We start from the raw sequence: 17,506 nt of genomic DNA, 5'->3' as shown, positions 1-17,506 counted from the left end.
TATGAAAATCTCTACGTTTAACTTAATCATAAGCCTGCTTTTGGTAGCGGGCTTTGCCCAAAGCCAGCCGCCGCGGGGACCTTGGGTGATTTCTCCCGAAGTATACGCCGACAAATCCGTCACCTTCCGGTACCTGGCGCCTGAGGCCCAGGTAGTTAAACTGAGTGGTCAGTTTCTGAAAGCGCCCAGCCCGATGACTAAAGACGCTCAGGGGATCTGGAGCGTGACCGTCGGACCCATTGCTCCCGACATCTACCCCTACAATTTTCAGGTGGATGGTATTTCGGTGATGGACCCGGCCAACGTGGCCTTTTTCCCAAACGAGCGATTTAAGGCCAGTCTGGTGGATATTCCCGGCGATACGCCGCTGGTCCACGCCCTGAAAGATGTACCTCATGGGACTGTGAGCTACGAATACTACCCTTCGGTTTCGGGTACGACGGGTTCTCTGGTGGTTTATACACCGCCGGGATACGACAAAAATCCGACGAAAAAGTACCCGGTTTTTTACCTCATCAGCGGTACCACCGATACCGAGGAAACCTTTTTCAAAGTAGGCAAGGTCAACTTTATCCTGGACAACCTGATTGCGGAAAACAAAGCCAAACCCATGATCATTGTCATGCCGTACGGCAATGTGGCGGCCCGAGTAGCCGAACAAAGGGGAGCGGCAAAACCCGCCGATCCTACCAGCCGCGATGGGGACGATGCGGTGAGCCGCGCCAGGGCGTTTGAAAACGATTTGATCAGTCAGGTGATTCCCTACGTGGATAAGAATTATCGCACGGAAGCTACCCGCGACAGCCGCGCCATCGGTGGATTTTCGCGCGGGGGCGGCCAAACCCTGCGGGCGGCCTTCGGGAACATGGACAAATTTGCCTGGGTATGCAGTTACAGCTCCTACCTGTCGCCTGCGGAAATGGACAAAAGTTTCGGCCAGATCGGCAGTCAGCCCGACCAGACTAATAAACAATTGAAGCTACTGTGGGTCAGCGTCGGAAAGGATGATTTTCTGTACAACGGAACCACGGAATTTATGGAGTACCTCAAAGCCAAAAAGGTGGATTTCAAACCCTACATCAGCGAAGGGGGCCATACCTGGATGAATGTAAAAGATTACGTGGCCAAGTCCGCTCCCATACTTTTTCGATAAAATCTAAACCCGATCCGCCCTATGAATCGCTCCCTGTTTTTACTTCTTGCCCTGCTGACGGCGTTTACGTCGGCCATGGCGCAACGTCCCCCCGCGCTCAGCTCGCCCGACGTGCATCCCGACCATACCATCACCTTTCGGTATTTTTCAAAAAATGCCCAGAATGTGACTCTAAATGGAGAATTTCTGAAAGCTCCAATGGCGATGACGAAGGATACCGCCGGAATCTGGAGCGTCACGGTACCCCCAGTGAAGCCGGATATCTACCCGTACAGTTTTACGGTGGATAATGTACAAATGTCTGATCCCAACAATACGTACATCTTTGCCAATGAGCGTTTTAAGCGCAGCATCGTGGAAGTTCCCGGCGACCAGCCACTGGTTCATTCGCTGCAAAATGTGCCGCATGGCAAAGTGAGCTACCGGTACTACAAGTCAAGTACCCTGGACACTACCCGGACTTTGCTGGTGTACACCCCGCCGAATTTTGACCCAAAGGCTAAAACGCAGTACCCCGTTTTGTACCTGATTCATGGCGGGTCTGACACCGAAGAAACCTGGATCAAAGTGGGCCGAGCCAACCTGATTGCCGATAACCTCATTGCGCAGGGAAAAGCCAAACCGATGCTCATCGTGATGCCCTACGGCAATGTGCGTCCCGCGCCCATGGCCGACTTTACCAAAGATGTCGTGAACGATATTATTCCTTTCGTGGAAGCCAACTACCCGGTTATCAAGGACAGTAAAGGCCGGGCGGTGGCGGGTTTTTCAGTCGGTGGCGGACAGACGCTCAATATCGGCCTCACCAATCCTGACAAGTTTGCCTACGTATGCTCGTACGCACCCTATACCGCCACCGAAGAGTTCAAGAAGAATTTCAGCGATTGGTCGCCGAATGCCGATGCGATGAATAAGCAACTCAAACTTTTCACCGTCAGCGTGGGCACCGAAGATTTCCTTTACGAGCCCGTGAAACAAAACATCGCGATGTTTAACGAGAAAAAAATCAACGTGAAACCGCTCATCGTGCCGGGCGGCCATACCTGGATGAACTGCAAACTATATCTGGCTAACACCCTGCCGCAGCTTTTTAAGTGAAGCCCTTTTGAGACAGAACTTGATTCATTTGACATTCTTTAAACCTAAAAACGATAACCCCATGACCCGGATAACACTCGCTACCTTCGTCGTAGCCACCTTTCTGAGCGTAACCAGTTTTTCGCAGACAAGCTCAACGGCCATAGCGGAAGATTTCAAACCGTCCTCGCTGAATCAGCCGGGGCAGGAATACCCGCAGGTAAACTCCCAGGGCTACGCCCGGTTCCGAATCAACGCCCCCAAAGCGGATAGTGTGAAGGTAAGCCTGGGGCTGGGTGGCCGCGGGGGAACAAGGCTCACCAAAGGAGCTGACGGCTTTTGGACCGGCACCACGGAAGGCCCGATGGATGAAGGCTTTCACTACTACAACGTGACGGTTGATGGCGGCAAATTCAACGACCCCGGCGCCAAGAACTACTACGGGTCGGTACGGTGGGAGAGCGGTATCGAAATACCGGCCCACGATCAGGAATTCTACGCCCTGAAAGACGTCCCGCACGGTCATGTACAGCAGATTCTGTTTCCCTCCAAAAGTACCGGTACATCCCGCCGGGCGTTTGTGTACACCCCGCCGGGCTATGAGAAAAACCAGTCCACCAAGTACCCTGTATTGTACCTGCAACACGGCTGGGGCGAGGACGAAACGGCCTGGAGCAATCAGGGGCACGCAAACCTGATCATGGACAACCTGATTGCGGAAGGAAAAACGAAACCGTTTATTATCGTGATGACCTACGGCATGACCAACGAATTGAAGTGGGGAAAGCTACGGGAGTTTAAGATCGACCCCTTCCAGACGGTACTGACCGAAGAGTTGATTCCGTACGTGGATGCTAACTTCCGTACCCTGAGCAACCGGGATAACCGGGCGATGGCGGGTCTGTCGATGGGCGGTATGGAAACCAAAATGATTACCCTCAACAAGCCGGAAACATTTGGGTACTATGGCCTGCTCAGCGGTGGCCTCTACAATCCGGACGACCTGAAAGACGAGCCAAAACCGAAGCTTGTTTTCATTAGCTGCGGCAGCAAGGAACGCCCCGAAGGAGTAAAGAAAGCCGTCGATGACCTGAAAGGCGCAGGATACAACGCGGTTTCGTACGTTTCGGAGGGTACGGGGCACGAATTCCAGACCTGGCGCCGGAGTTTGCATGAACTCGCTCCGTTGCTGTTTAAGTAGCACCAAGTACCCGATCATCACCCCACTAAGAAAGTAATGTACCAAAAATATGACAAAAACGACCAAACTTAAAGGCATCCTAATAGCGCTCGTTCTTCTGCTGACTGGGTCTATGGGCTACGCTCAGACCATCGAGAAAGAAGCACCCAAGGGCTTCGATCAGGTACGTGCGGGCATTGCCACTGGCAAAATCGATACGATTAGCTACCCTTCCAAAACGGTGGGTACCACCCGCCGGGCGCTGATCTATACCCCGCCAGGCTATGATAAAAAAACCAAGTACCCGGTACTGTACCTGCTGCACGGGATAGGGGGTGATGAAAAAGAATGGCTGAAAGGCGGTAGTCCGCAGGTGATTCTGGACAATCTGTACGCCGAAGGGAAAATAAAGCCGATGATCGTGGTGATGCCCAATGGCCGGGCCATGAAGGACGACCGGGCGGTGGGGAATGTATTTGAAAAAGACAAAGTTGAGGCCTTTGCCACGTTTGAAAAAGACCTGCTGAATGACCTGATTCCCTTTATCGAAAAAAAGTACCCTACCCTCACCGACCAAGAGCACCGCGCCATTGCCGGTCTGTCGATGGGCGGCGGTCAATCACTGAACTTTGGCTTGGGGAATCTTGATAAATTCGCCTGGGTAGGTGGGTTTTCATCGGCGCCCAATACCAAACTACCCCAGGAGCTGGTACCTGATCCCGAGGAAGCCAAAAAGAAACTGAAACTCCTCTGGATTTCCTGCGGCGATCAGGATGGGCTGATTACGTTCAGCAAACGTACCCACGACTATCTTTATCAGCACGAGGTACCACACATTTACTACATCGAGCCCGGCGTACACGATTTCAAAGTGTGGAAGAATGGCCTGTACATGTTCTCCCAATTTCTCTTCAAACCGGTAGATACCGCTTCGTTGACAAAGTATTCCGTACTGGGTACCCCAGCTTCGACCAATGTGCGGAATGCAAAATATCCGCAGATTCTGCCCGATAACCGGGTCGTGTTCCGGATAAAGGCTCCCGATGCGCAGAAGGTACAGTTTGATCTGGGCAAAAAGTACGAGGCCGTTAAAGACACGAGCGGATTCTGGACCGTAACTACCGAGCCCATTAGCCGGGGCTTTCATTACTACTCCCTACTCATCGATGGGGTACCCGTCGTCGATCCCGCCAGTGAAACTTTCTACGGCATGGGACGCATGGCCAGCGGCATCGAAATTCCCTTTCCGGGGAGCGGCTACTACACCATAAAGGAGGTACCCCACGGCGATGTGCGGACCAAACAGTACTATTCCAAAGCCCTGGATGCTTGGCGCGAGATGTACGTGTATACTCCACCCGGCTACGACCAATCCGACGAAAAGTACCCCGTGCTGTACCTGTTGCACGGCGGCGGAGAAGATCAGCGGGGCTGGGCCACGCAGGGAAAAACGAACGTCATTCTGGATAATCTGATCGCCGAAGGCAAAGCCAAACCCATGATCGTGGCGATGCTGGACGGAAACGTGAGCAGCGGCGGTCTGGCCGGATTCAACGAAAACATACTGCGGGCCTTTGAAAACGAATTGAAGGTCGCCGCCATTCCTTTCGTGGAAAACAACTTCCGGGTGAAGGCCGACGCCAAAAGCCGAGCCTTGGCGGGCCTCTCCATGGGCGGACTCCAAACCCTGTACGCGGGCATCAAGAACACCGATCAATTTGCGTATCTGGGCGTATTTAGCTCGGGCTGGTTTGCCAACAACCCCAAGCTGTCTGATCCGCAGTACGAGTTTATGAAAAACAACGCGCAGACCATCAACAGTAATTTGAAGGAGCTGTGGATTTCGATGGGCGGCAAGGAGGACATCGCCTATCAGAACTCCCAGGTCATGCTCAAAAAATTCGATGACATGGGAATCAAGTACCAGTACAGCGAGTACGCCGGCGGCCATACCTGGCCGGTCTGGCGCCACGACCTAATGGAATTTTCACAGCTCCTCTTTAAGTAGCAGGTACTTTCGTAGTTAAAACCACTCAAAATTTGAATTATGAAAAAGATATTCCGACTGACGCTTTGCGTAGGTACCCTGCTTTTCTCCTGCGTGGAACCCCAGGCGCAACCTACCCTGAAAGCCGCTTACAAAGACTACTTTCCCATAGGTGTCGCCGTTGCTCCCCGCAATCTGACGGGGCCGGAAGCTGATTTGATCATACAGCAATTCAGTAGCGTTACACCCGAAAATGCCATGAAAATGGGGCCGATCCACCCGGAAGAAAACCGCTATTTCTGGAAGGACGCCGACGCGATCGTCGATTTTGCCCAGAAGAACGGCTTGAAAGTACGAGGCCATACGCTTTGCTGGCACAATCAGACGCCCCGCTGGTTTTTCACGGATGCCGCCGGAAATCAGGTCAGCCGCGAGGTACTTCTGGAACGTTTGAAACAGCATATTACCGAGGTCGTCGGGCGCTATAAAGGCAAAATCTACGCCTGGGATGTGGTGAACGAAGCCGTTCCCGACGGCGGTGAAAGCATATATCGTCCGTCCAAATTTTACGAGATTATCGGAGAAGACTACATCGAAAAGGCCTTTGAATACGCCCACGCCGCCGATCCCGACGCCAAGCTTTTCTACAATGACTACAACACCGAAAACAAGACCAAGCGGGATAAGATATTTCAGATTGTCAAAAAACTGAAAGACAAGAAGGTACCCATCCACGGCGTAGGTCTGCAGGGCCACTGGTCCATTTACGAACCTACTTCTCAGGAGTTGGAAGCGTCTATTGAAAAGTTTGCCAGCCTGGGGCTCGACGTTCAGATTACGGAACTTGACCTGTCAGTGTACCCGAAAGAGCACGCGCGCCGGGCCAAAAAGGACACCGATACCAGCGAGCTGACCGAGGACATGACCAAAAGGCAAACCGCCCAGTACAAAATGCTCTTCGACACCTTCCGGAAACACAAAGGTACCCTGACGGGCGTGACGTTCTGGAATGTATCGGACCGCTCATCCTGGCTGGACAATTTCCCCGTGCCGGGTCGCAAGGATTATCCGCTGCTGTTTGACCAGAACTACCAACCTAAAGAAGCCTTCAAGGCGGTGGTTAATTTTTGAGCTTGTCACTTACTGTGTGGACAAAGCTGACCTACTGATGGTACCATAGGTACCCTTGATGACCGAGGGGCTAAAAGCCCGTAATTACAAGCAAGTTGTCCGGTACAGAAGATACTTTTTTGGTAACAGATCGTAAAAGACTATGAAATACGAGATCCAGGACCAAACACTGTGGAAATCATTTCTGGAGGGCGAAAATCAGGCCCTGGGTCAATTATTGGACCGGTATCACCGCATGCTCAAGCACTATGGGCTAAAATTCATGGTGGACGAGTCGGTTGTTGAAGACTGCATACAGGACCTGTTTTTACAGTTGCACCAAAATCGTATTTACATAAACGATACCAATTCCGTAAAGCACTACTTACTGAAATCACTGCGGAGCCATATCATTCAACATTTGCGGTTTCAAAAGCGGGCCGCTTACGAGGAGCTGGACTGGGATAGCTCGGTCGCTGATGAAGCAGACTCCGAAACACTGATGATCCGGCGGGAATCCCTGGAGCAGCTAACCAGGCAAATGAAAGCCAAACTGGCTACCCTACCCGACCGGGAGCGGGAAGCCCTGTATCTGCGATACTACGAAAATCTGTCAATACCTGAAATAGCAGAGGTCATGCAGGTGAATCGTCAGTCGGTCTCCAATTTCCTGCAGAAAGCACTCTGCAAACTTCGTAATCAATGGATTGGGCCTGCACTACTTATGATTTGTATTTTATTATAAAAAAAATTGACTTAAGAAGGGTATCTGGGTGGCGGTTCTTCATACTATCAATAAAAATACTTGAATAACACCAATGGGCCACTTTCCGCAGCGCTTTTCGACCGTCGAGGATTTTCTGGAAAATGCGGCATTCAGGCGCTGGGTAAAGGAACGGCGCGCCGAAGATCGGGCATATTGGCAAGAATGGCTGGCTCTGAACCCTGAGAAGAGAGACCTCTACGAAAATGCAGTTGCGCTCTATTTAGCTATTCAGGATAGTCCGGTCGAACAACCGGACCGACAAAGCACGGATACCGATCACCCGGTTTACACGATCGGTTCGGCCCGGGCATCGGTAGTGAACTGGAACTGGATGAAGTGGACTGCGGCGGCTGCAATCCTTGTCGGCCTGCTATGGTGGCAACTTGATACACCCCTACTGAAAAAAATAGCGGGGAAGGAAATAGCCGGAGCAGATTCTGTAACGATAAACGAGTGGAGAACAGTGGCCAACGACACCGATGGCCCGGAAGTGACTCTTTTACCCGAAAACTCGTCGGTACTCCTTTCCCCGGGTAGCCAGATACGATTCAGGAACAGTGAAAATAGCCCTTTACGAGAAGTATATCTGAAAGGAGAGGGTTTTTTTGAAGTTTCCAAAAATCCGGATAAACCGTTTATGGTTTATACTACAAATCTGACAACCAAGGTACTAGGTACCAGTTTTCAGGTACGCTCATTCGATGATGAAGCTACTTCCTTCGTAAAGGTCAAGACGGGTAAAGTGACCGTATTTCCAACGAAGTCCCCCAAAAATCAGTCGTTTCTGAATGTGAATGAGCAACTGACTATAAACACCAAGTCAGAAAAAGTAGAAAAGCAGAAGCAAGCGGTCGCAAGCGAAACTTTAACCGACATTATATCCAACCCATTTAAGTTTGAATTTAGTCCCGTTCCTTACGTATTCGATCAGTTGGAGTCTACGTACCATATGCCGATACGCTATGACCGGAATCTTCTTCAAAACTGCACCTTTACCGGCCAACTGGATGACGTTCCCTTCCTTGAGAAAATCCGCCTCATATGCCTGACCATCGACTCGACTTTTGAAATTGTAGACAATCAGGTAGTCATTCAGAGTCGAGGTTGCAACTTGTTACCAACGCCTTAACCTAAACTATATCATGGTATGAAGTAGACGCTATTGATTCGCCAAACGACAAAAGCGGTAGTGCTTCCAACACTACCGCCCGTAAAGTCCCCAGGTATGTGCCTCCAGCAACACGATATCCCTCCTAGGAGGGGAAGGGTTCCTTTGTCCATTCTCATTCGAAAAAAGAACAACAAATTACACAAACTTATGCATTACATTTTTAATTCGCACAATGGTTGGGTCAGATTCATGAAGATCTCAAGCCTCCAAATTCTACTGGCAGTCACCATCGTCCAGGTTAGTTTTGCCTTGAGCAGTAATGCTCAGGAGCTTTTAAATCGCCGGGTGAGCTTTCAGGTACAAAACCAATCCGTCGAATCATTTCTTAAAATGATCGAGCAACAGGCTAATGTCAGGTTGCTTTTCAGCCGGGAGATTATCCAGTCCAAACGTAAAATCTCCTATCAGGCATCCAACGAAAAACTTTCACGCGTACTTGATCAGGTTTTAACCCCTTTGAACCTGGGGTATGAAGTCGCAGGACAGCAGATTGTCATTAAGCGAAGTTACGTTCCGGCTTCCACTCCCAGCTCCGGTCGAAGCTCATCGGTTGATGCCAATATTACGGAAAGCCTGGAGGTAGAAATTACGGGGCGGGTAGTTGGTGAAGATGGCAACGCCCTTCCCGGAGTCAATATTCAGGTAAAGTCCACTACCCAGGGAACAAGTACCGACGCCGAAGGCAGATACCGACTGGTAATCCAGGAAAGGGATAACACCACGCTGATTTTTTCCTATATAGGCTACACGACGCAGGAGGTAGAGGTGGGTACTCAGACGACGATCAATGTAACGATGGCAGTCGATGACAAGACGCTCGAAGAAGTGGTAGTTGTGGGGTACGGTACGCAACGCAAGCGGGATGTTACCGGGTCAGTCGTTTCGGTGAGTGAAGAAACATTGAAGGAAGTACCTGCTCCCAACCTGGTCAATCAGTTGAAAGGACGCGCTGCCGGGGTTACCATTGTTAGCAATGGCTCTACACCGGGTTCGCAGGGGCAAATCAGAATCCGGGGAAACCGAACCCTGACGACCGGTAATGGTGACGGTCTGGATGGGCCTTTGGTCGTTGTCGATGGAATCCCGTTCGGGGGATTGAATGATATCAACCCGAATGATATCGCCAGCCTTGAAATTTTGAAAGATGCCTCAGCCACGGCCATTTACGGTTCGAGAGGGGCCGGCGGGGTGATTCTAATTACGACGAAGCGTGGGAAAATAGGAAAACCCGTCATCAGTTATGACGGCTATCATGGCGTAACTACCATCATGGGCAAATACAATGTCATGAATGGCCAGGAATATGCCCAGTTCAAAGAAGATGCCGCCACATACAACCGTACCGCCCCGGGGACCTCGGGCTACCTGCTTACTCCCAAGGAAACGGAAGCTTTGGCAGCGGGCATTTCGACCGACTGGCAGGATTTGATTTATCAGCCTGGCTTTAATACCAACCATCAACTGGGTTTGCAGGGAGGAGTAGAAAACACTCAGTACTCACTCGGACTTGGCTACTTCAATGAAACGGGTATTATTCCAAGCCAAAATTTTCAAAGGTTCAACATCCGGGCCACCATCGACCAGCGAATCGGCAAGCACGTGAAGCTGGGATTGAATACCCTTAACACGGTTACCTATCAGAATACCCCCGGAGGTGGGGGCATACCGGGCGGCTTGGTACGTCTTACCCCCTGGCCTCTCCGTATAATCAAGATGGTACGGTAAACCTGAACCCGGCCGAAGGATCGATTGATGCCGCCGGGATTAGTCCGTTGACCATCCTCACGAAAAAAGACTCATACTTAGGCCGTACCAGATCTTTGCGGACCTTCAACAGCCTCTACGCTGAGGTAAATATTGTAGATGGCCTGCGTTACAGATTCAATGCCGGTCTGAATTTCAGCCAGTCGACCTACAACGGTTACGGCGGACCGCTTACGTATTTCAATACGGCCACGGTTCAGTCCTCTTCCAACGCCGAAATCAGTAATACCGAGTACTGGGATATCAACCTGCAGCACTTGCTGTACTACGACAAAGTTTTTGCCGGAAAACATAAGTTGGGTCTTACCGGACTCTATGAGATCACCAAAAACCATTCGCTGGGTAGCCGTTTTACAGTCACCGGGGTACCAGCAGATTATATCAAGACGTCAAATTTTTCGCTTGCCTCCGGACAACCAGTCGCGAGTTCTGATTTCGGCAACTCGTTTTCTGAAGTTGGGCTCATCTCCTACATGGGCCGGGTGAACTATAGCTACAACGACCGCTATCTCTTGACCCTGACCCTCCGGCGAGATGGCTCTTCGACCTTGTCGCCTGCCAACCGGTACTTCAACTACCCTGCCATCGGGGCCGGATGGAATGTTATCGAGGAGGGTTTTATGAAAAGCGTCCCCGTTATATCGAATTTGAAATTGAGGGGCGGATGGGGCATATCAGGTAACAGAAACGTGGGGGCGTATTCTACGCTTGGTGCGTTATCGGCAGGCTATTATAATTTTGGGCTGGGTACCGCCGGGCAGCAGTTGGCTTATACCGTCACAAGCCTGCCGGCTACTGATCTGGGCTGGCAATCCACCTCTCAGGTTGACATCGGTATTGACTTTGGCCTGCTGAATAATAGAATTACGGCTACAGTAGATTGGTATCATCAAAAAACCAAGGACATTCTTCTGTCGGTGCCACTGCCACCCAGTAATGGTGCCGGTTCGACCCTGAAAAACCTGGGTAAAACGGAGGGCAAGGGTTTGGAAACGTCCCTGACCATTGAGCTATTCAGAAAGCCGCGAGGGTTTAACTGGAGTGCCGATCTGATTTACTTTTTCAACCGCGAAAAAATCACCCAGCTAACTACCCCCGACGAAAAGGCCAACCTTGGCGCAGGTTGGTTTGTAGGGCAACCGCTCTCGGTGATCTATGACTACCGCAAACTGGGAATATGGCAGCTGGCCGATCAGGAAAACGGGACATTGGCACAACAAACCTCACCGGTACAGTTCCCCGGACAAATCAGAGTGGAGGATGTAAACGGGGATAACAAGATCGACGCTTCCGATCGGCAGATACTGGGTAATTTCCAGCCCAAATGGGAAGGAGGTATTACGAACCGATTTGAATTTAAAAACTTCGATGCGTCTATTGTCACCTACGCCCGGATGGGCATGAAAGTGCTGGTACCCTACCTCACGGGCAATTCCACGGGTTCGGGCGGGTTTGCCTTTTTCAACCAAAGCCGGGTCAATCAGGTAAAAGTGGATTATTGGACGGAAAACAACCCAACCAATGCATTCCCTGCGCCCGATGCGGCTAGCGCTGTAGCCTATTTCGGCTCGACGTTAGGGTACTATGATGGCTCGTTTATTAAAATCAGAAGTATCAATCTGGGGTATACGTTCACAAGTACTTTACTCAAAAAAGCAGGTGCCAGTTCGGCCCGGATTTATATCAACGCAACCAATCCGCTAATCCTTTATTCTCCCTTGGTAAGTCAAAATCTGGCCGTCGATCCTGAGGGAAATAGCTATGCTACTGGTTCGGCAACTTTGAACCCACAAGGAGCCAGCGAACGGGGAGCGCCGGAGCGTCAGATCTCTGTGAACCTGAACAATCCTCCCGTGCGCCAATACACGCTCGGGTTAAACCTCAAATTCTAATTCCAGACATCAATATGAAAACGATAAAAATTGGCTTATTCATCGGCCTTACAGCATTCTTGGGCTCAGGCTGTGAAAATATTTTGGAAGAGCAACCCCAATCACAAATTGTCCCTTCCTATTTTAACAGCCCTTCCGGGGTTTTAGGCGGAATTTCCGGGGTCTATAACGACATACGTTCCCAGTGGGGTACCGAAGGCTTTTCGGTAGAAATGCAGGCCGGAACGGACGAATTTTTGCAGGCTGCCAGTGCTGGCAGTGGTATCGCTTATACCTACAACGGACTCAACGGCAGTAATTTTGGTTCCGCCTGGGGCGTGGCTTTCCAGGACATTAATACCCTTAATGGGGTACTTCAGTACGGACAAACCATTGATTTGCCGGAAGCTACCCGTAAGCAGTACTTGGCGCAGGCCAAGTTTTTGAGGGGATTCTGGTACTTTTATCTGGTACAGACCTGGGGAGATGTTCCGTTGCACACCGAGTTTATCACGGTACCTTCCCAGGCCGCATCCCGGCAACCCGTAGCTGAGGTCTATAAATTGATCATCCAGGATTTGACCGAGGCGGCCGCTGATTTACCCGACAAACCCACGGCACCTTTTTTGGGCAAAGCAGCTACCAAGCCCGTCGCCCAGTTGCTGTTGGCAAAGGCCTACCTGACCCGGGGCTGGCTCAACAATACGGCCTCTGACTTTGCGCAGGCAGCCAGCATCTGCTCGGAGATCATCGCCAACAAATCAGCGTATGGCCTGGATTTATGGCAGGATTACGGTGATGCCTTTGTACCAGCCAATGATTATGGCAAGGAAACGATGTTTGTCAGCGACCACGTACTTGATCCCAAATATGGATATTATACCGTTGGGGGAGCGGCCAGTGGCGGGGCGGCGCAGAATTTGACTCCCTGGTTCACCAATTGGAACTACCCCAACAATAGTGGGATTAATTCGTACGTAAATGCGTCCGGAACGCTGGTCAACAGTGGTACATCCGGTATGATCCGAGATTCTCAGTACGGACGTCCTTATGTACGGATGCGTCCTAATAGTTACGTATGGCCTACGGGCGATAATGCGGGAAAAAACTATTTCCTGGATCAGGCTTTTACAAACCGGAATGTCGATACGCGCTTTGCCAATTCGTTCTATACAGTTTACATCTCCAACACCTCTGTTACCAATACCCCTACGGCTCCTAACAACAAGCGTGGAATCGGCTACACTACCGTAGTGGGTGTTGATACGGCCGCGTGGCTGCCCGATTATGAAGTACCAGGAGCACCACAGTTCGTCGGGACAAGGCCCTTCAAAGGTATTGTGGTACCACCAAGCCTGTGGAACAACGGGATTTTCCCCGCATTGAAGAAGTTTATGGATACCAGTCGGGGCGCCAACTTTAATGATCCCTCGAGTCGGCCCGTAGTGCTGTACCGCTTTTCCGATGTTTATCTGACGGGTGCCGAAGCTTACCTGAAATCAGGGGACGCCGCGAAGGCCGCTGATCTGCTAAATGTAGTACGGCAGCGGGCAGCCTACCGAAAAACCAATACCGCCGCTCAGAATACGGCGGCCGCAACGGCTATGACTATTTCGGCGGCTGACGTTACTGTTGATTTTATTCTTGATGAGCGCAGCCGTGAGTTTTTCGGCGAGTGGCAGCGCTGGCATGATTTGGTTCGTACCCGTTCGCTGGTTCGTCGGGTAAAAGCCTGGAATCCGGAAGCTGCGCCCTATATTAAGGATTTTCATATGCTAAGGCCCATTCCTCAATCACAGATAGACCGGGTTGTGGAGGGACCGACCTTCCCGCAAAATACCGGCTACTAACAGAAATTTCACGTAAGAACCCATTTGCTTTACTGGATGCAGGAGAATCGCTTGAAGCGTTCTCTTGCATCTTTTGAGTTTTTTTGCCTCATTGTACGCTTTGAAATTCAATTGGCCAATGGTCAAGGTTGTCCGGAAGCCTCCCGGGCGCAACTAACACAATAGAATCCGCTTCCGATAGACACATTTTACTAGCCAATTTCTAATAAATAAATATGTATAATTCAAAAAACATCGCACTTGCCGGACTGGTCTTAATCAGTATTGGTTTCAACGCGTGTAATAGTAACAACCAGAAGACAGACACGGCATCCAGTGACACGATATTCAGTCCCAAGCCCTTGGTTACCGACCTGTACACGGCCGACCCCTCGGCCCACGTCTTCAATGGCAAAATTTATATTTATCCCTCGCACGATATAGATGCCAACGTACCACAGGATGATGAGGGCGGCCACTTCGATATGAAGGATTACCATGTGTACTCCATGGACAAAATCGATGGCAAGGTCACCGACCACGGCGTGGCCCTCGACATCAAGGACGTACCCTGGGCGGGTCGTCAGATGTGGGCCCCTGATGCGGCGTCTAAAAACGATACGTACTACCTCTACTTTCCGGTAAAGGATAAGCAGGATGTGTTCCGGATAGGCGTAGCCACCAGCAAATCGCCCACGGGCCCCTTCAAAGCCGAACCTGCTCCCATTCCCGGCAGCTACAGCATTGATCCGGCGGTGTTCACCGATACAGATGGAACCACTTACATGTACTTCGGTGGAATCTGGGGCGGACAGCTTCAGCGCTGGCATACGGGGGAGTATGACGCTTCCTTGAAAACTGATCTGGGGAAAGACAATGAGCCCGCGCTGAGTCCTAAGGTAGTTCGGATGAGCAACGATATGCTCACTTTCGCCGAACCCGTAAAGGATGTGCAAATCATTGATAAAGGAGGAAAACCGTTGCTGGCAGGTGATCACGACCGGCGTTTTTTTGAAGGAGCTTGGATGCATAAATACAATGGTAAATACTATTTTTCTTACTCCACCGGCGATACCCATTTCCTCGCCTACGCCACTAGCGATTCTCCTTATGGTCCCTTTACCTATCAGGGAACTTTCATGGAGCCGGTTACTGGCTGGACGACCCACCATTCTATTGTTGAATTCGATGGCAAATGGTACATCTTCTACCACGACGTGGAGCGGTCGGGCAAGACGCATTTGCGCAACATCAAGGTGCGGGAATTGAAGCGCAAACCCGACGGAAGTCTGGAATTGATCAAACCCTGAGACAAGCGCATATTAAGATCAGCTAACATCATCTAAAAAAAGCGACTTCCAGATTTTCCTTAGCAAAAAGTACTTTCTGTGTAGCCAGCCATTAAAAGCATGTATTCTGTCAGCATGAAAAAAGCATCCCTACTTTTATTTCTCGCCATACTGAGCCTGTCCGCTCAGGCGCAGCTCCGTTTACCCAAATTGATCAGCGATGGCATGGTACTTCAGCGCGATGCCCAACTGAATATCTGGGGATGGGCCAATCCGGGCGAAAAAATTACGGTACATTTTCAAAATAAGCGCTACAAAACTACCACCGATGCTGCGGGAAAATGGCAGGTAGCTTTGCCGGCCCTACCAGCGGGCGGGCCGTATACCATGGAGATAGAGGGCAAAACGCAACTGACGGTCAAGGATATTCTGCTGGGCGATGTGTGGTTTTGCAGCGGACAAAGCAACATGGTGCACCAACTGAATATTCACGACGTTACATATGCCCAGGAAATTGCCGAAGCTAATTATCCACAGATTCGGCAGTTTTTGGTACCTAACCAAACCGATTTACTGGGCCCAAAAGATGATCTACCCCAGGGACAATGGAAAGCCGCCGTGGGTGAGGACGTGCGGCCTTTTTCGGCCGTAGCGTACTTTTTTGCCAAAAAAATTCACGAAAAGTATAAAGTACCTGTCGGTATCATCAACGCCAGCGTGGGCGGTACGCCCATCGAAGCGTGGACCAGCGAAGAGGGACTGAAAGACTTTTCTGATCTTGGCGCCACCATAGAAAAAAACAAAGACACGACTTACGTCAACAGCCTCAACCGCAGACCATCCTCGGCAGCCACCCGTCCTGCTCCCCCGATCGATCTGGGGCTGGAAAGTACCCCCAAATGGTACGAAACTACCTATTCGCCCAAAGGATGGCGTCCGATTAACATTCCTGGTTTTTGGGAAGATCAGGGGATTAAAAATCTGAACGGCGTAGTATGGTACCGCCGGGAAATCGACATTCCGGCGACCATGACGGGCAAAGATGCCAAAGTCTTTCTGGGCCGAATTGTCGATGCGGACGAGTTGTATATCAACGGTCAGTCGGTCGGAAGAACGACCTACCAGTACCCTCAGCGTCGATACAAAGTACCCTCCAATGTGTTAAAACCCGGGAAGAATGTATTCGTGATCCGGGTAACCAATATGGGAGGAAAAGGCGGTTTTGTGCCCGATAAACCCTACTCCATTTTTGCCGGTGCCGATACGGTGGATTTGAAAGGTACTTGGCAGTACAAAGTGGGTACCGTCTACCGTCCTATGAAAGGCGGGTTTGGTGGTGGCATCAGCGCCCAAAACCAGCCGGCGGCTCTGTACAATGCCATGGTAGCCCCGGAAATCAACTACGCGATCAAAGGCATTTGCTGGTACCAGGGCGAAAGCAACGCCGGGAAGCCGGAGGAATACGCCGACCTGCAAACCGCGTTGATTAAAGACTGGCGAAACAAATGGAATCAGGGAGAACTTCCTTTTCTGTTTGTGCAACTACCCGGCTTCATGGACTACAACTACCTGCCTTCCGAAAGCAACTGGGCAATGCTTCGGGAATCGCAATTCAAGGCTTTGTCGTTACCCAACACAGCTATGGTAGTAGCCATTGACCTCGGCGAGTGGAACGACATTCACCCCGACAATAAAAAGGACGTGGGCGATCGGCTGGCTTTGGCCGCCATGAAAACGGCCTACGGAGAAAATCTGGTCTATTCCGGTCCGTTGTTCCAATCGGCGGCGGTGGAAGGCGATAAAATTGTCATCAGTTTTACCAACACAGGCAGCGGCCTGGTCACCAACGACGGTGAAGTATTGAGCGAATTCGCGATCGCAGGAAGCGATAAGAATTTCGTGTGGGCTAAAGCAACCATTGAAAACGGCAAAGTAGTTGTGCAGAGCGACGAAGTACCCAATCCACTCTACGTCCGCTACGCCTGGGCGGATAATCCGGTCAATCCGAATCTTTATAATAAGGAGGGACTGCCGGCGTCTCCGTTCCGAACCGATCAATAAATCCGGCAGTCGGTTAGGGTACCTGCTTGGCCCCACAGATTCCTCCTCAAAACATCAGCACGCGTCGGGGCAGCGCCCCATTTCTACAGTCTTCAAGCGGACGGTATAGCTGTGTATGTGACGCCATGTCTGCCCTTTTTCTATTCCTCTATCTTGGTTCCGAATAAAATAATTCAACTATTTTCTAAAATTATTTAGGGATAGGGCGAAGTTGTTCTACTATACGGGTAACTATTCCTTTACCCTCA

At 50.8% G+C, this 17,506-nt stretch carries 12 protein-coding genes; all 12 read left to right on the top strand.

Annotated elements, in window-relative coordinates:
* Nucleotide 1 precedes the first annotated feature (1 nt).
* The 12 genes from GBK04_RS22275 (at nt 2) to GBK04_RS22225 (ending at nt 17,258) form a co-directional block, all read left to right on the top strand.
* Nucleotides 2–1,153 carry an alpha/beta hydrolase-fold protein gene (locus GBK04_RS22275; RefSeq protein WP_152763516.1) on the top strand — a complete coding sequence of 384 codons (1,152 nt, stop codon included), beginning with the start codon at nt 2–4 and terminating at the stop codon, nt 1,151–1,153.
* A 21-nt stretch (nt 1,154–1,174) separates the two neighbouring features.
* Nucleotides 1,175–2,251, top strand: coding sequence for an esterase (locus GBK04_RS22270; protein WP_152763514.1), 1,077 nt, complete (start codon nt 1,175–1,177; stop codon nt 2,249–2,251).
* A 61-nt stretch (nt 2,252–2,312) separates the two neighbouring features.
* Nucleotides 2,313–3,431 (top strand): alpha/beta hydrolase-fold protein, encoded by a 1,119-nt coding sequence (locus GBK04_RS22265; RefSeq protein ID WP_152763512.1) that lies wholly within the window; start codon nt 2,313–2,315, stop codon nt 3,429–3,431.
* Between the two features lie 112 nt (nt 3,432–3,543).
* Nucleotides 3,544–5,418: an alpha/beta hydrolase-fold protein gene (locus tag GBK04_RS22260; protein WP_373331480.1), complete on the top strand. Its 1,875-nt coding sequence runs from the start codon at nt 3,544–3,546 to the stop codon at nt 5,416–5,418.
* A gap of 39 nt (nt 5,419–5,457) precedes the next feature.
* Nucleotides 5,458–6,528 (top strand): endo-1,4-beta-xylanase, encoded by a 1,071-nt coding sequence (locus GBK04_RS22255; protein ID WP_152763508.1) that lies wholly within the window; start codon nt 5,458–5,460, stop codon nt 6,526–6,528.
* Nucleotides 6,529–6,670: 142 nt separating this feature from the next.
* Entirely contained in the window at nt 6,671–7,252 is a 582-nt protein-coding gene (locus GBK04_RS22250; RefSeq protein ID WP_152763506.1) for an RNA polymerase sigma factor, read from the top strand.
* A gap of 73 nt (nt 7,253–7,325) precedes the next feature.
* On the top strand, nt 7,326–8,402 hold the full coding sequence (locus tag GBK04_RS22245; protein ID WP_152763504.1) for a FecR family protein: 1,077 nt from the start codon (nt 7,326–7,328) through the stop codon (nt 8,400–8,402).
* A gap of 231 nt (nt 8,403–8,633) precedes the next feature.
* Nucleotides 8,634–10,169 carry a SusC/RagA family TonB-linked outer membrane protein gene (locus tag GBK04_RS30950; protein ID WP_373331222.1) on the top strand — a complete coding sequence of 512 codons (1,536 nt, stop codon included), beginning with the start codon at nt 8,634–8,636 and terminating at the stop codon, nt 10,167–10,169.
* Entirely contained in the window at nt 10,136–12,100 is a 1,965-nt protein-coding gene (locus tag GBK04_RS30945) for a SusC/RagA family TonB-linked outer membrane protein (RefSeq protein ID WP_373331479.1), read from the top strand. Before GBK04_RS30950 ends, GBK04_RS30945 begins: the two co-directional genes overlap by 34 nt.
* 14 nt (nt 12,101–12,114) lie before the next feature.
* The gene (locus GBK04_RS22235; RefSeq protein WP_152763502.1) at nt 12,115–13,929 is read left to right on the top strand and encodes a RagB/SusD family nutrient uptake outer membrane protein; all 1,815 of its coding nucleotides are present in this window, start codon (nt 12,115–12,117) and stop codon (nt 13,927–13,929) included.
* A 215-nt stretch (nt 13,930–14,144) separates the two neighbouring features.
* Nucleotides 14,145–15,218 (top strand): glycoside hydrolase family 43 protein, encoded by a 1,074-nt coding sequence (locus tag GBK04_RS22230; protein ID WP_152763500.1) that lies wholly within the window; start codon nt 14,145–14,147, stop codon nt 15,216–15,218.
* A 114-nt stretch (nt 15,219–15,332) separates the two neighbouring features.
* Nucleotides 15,333–17,258 carry a sialate O-acetylesterase gene (locus tag GBK04_RS22225; RefSeq protein WP_152763498.1) on the top strand — a complete coding sequence of 642 codons (1,926 nt, stop codon included), beginning with the start codon at nt 15,333–15,335 and terminating at the stop codon, nt 17,256–17,258.
* The last annotated feature ends 248 nt before the right edge of the window (nt 17,259–17,506 follow it).

This window comes from Salmonirosea aquatica, assembly GCF_009296315.1.
GTDB classification, from domain to species: domain Bacteria; phylum Bacteroidota; class Bacteroidia; order Cytophagales; family Spirosomataceae; genus Salmonirosea; species Salmonirosea aquatica.
Note: the sequence above shows the minus strand (reverse complement) of the source record. Positions and strands in the feature narration are given on the sequence as shown.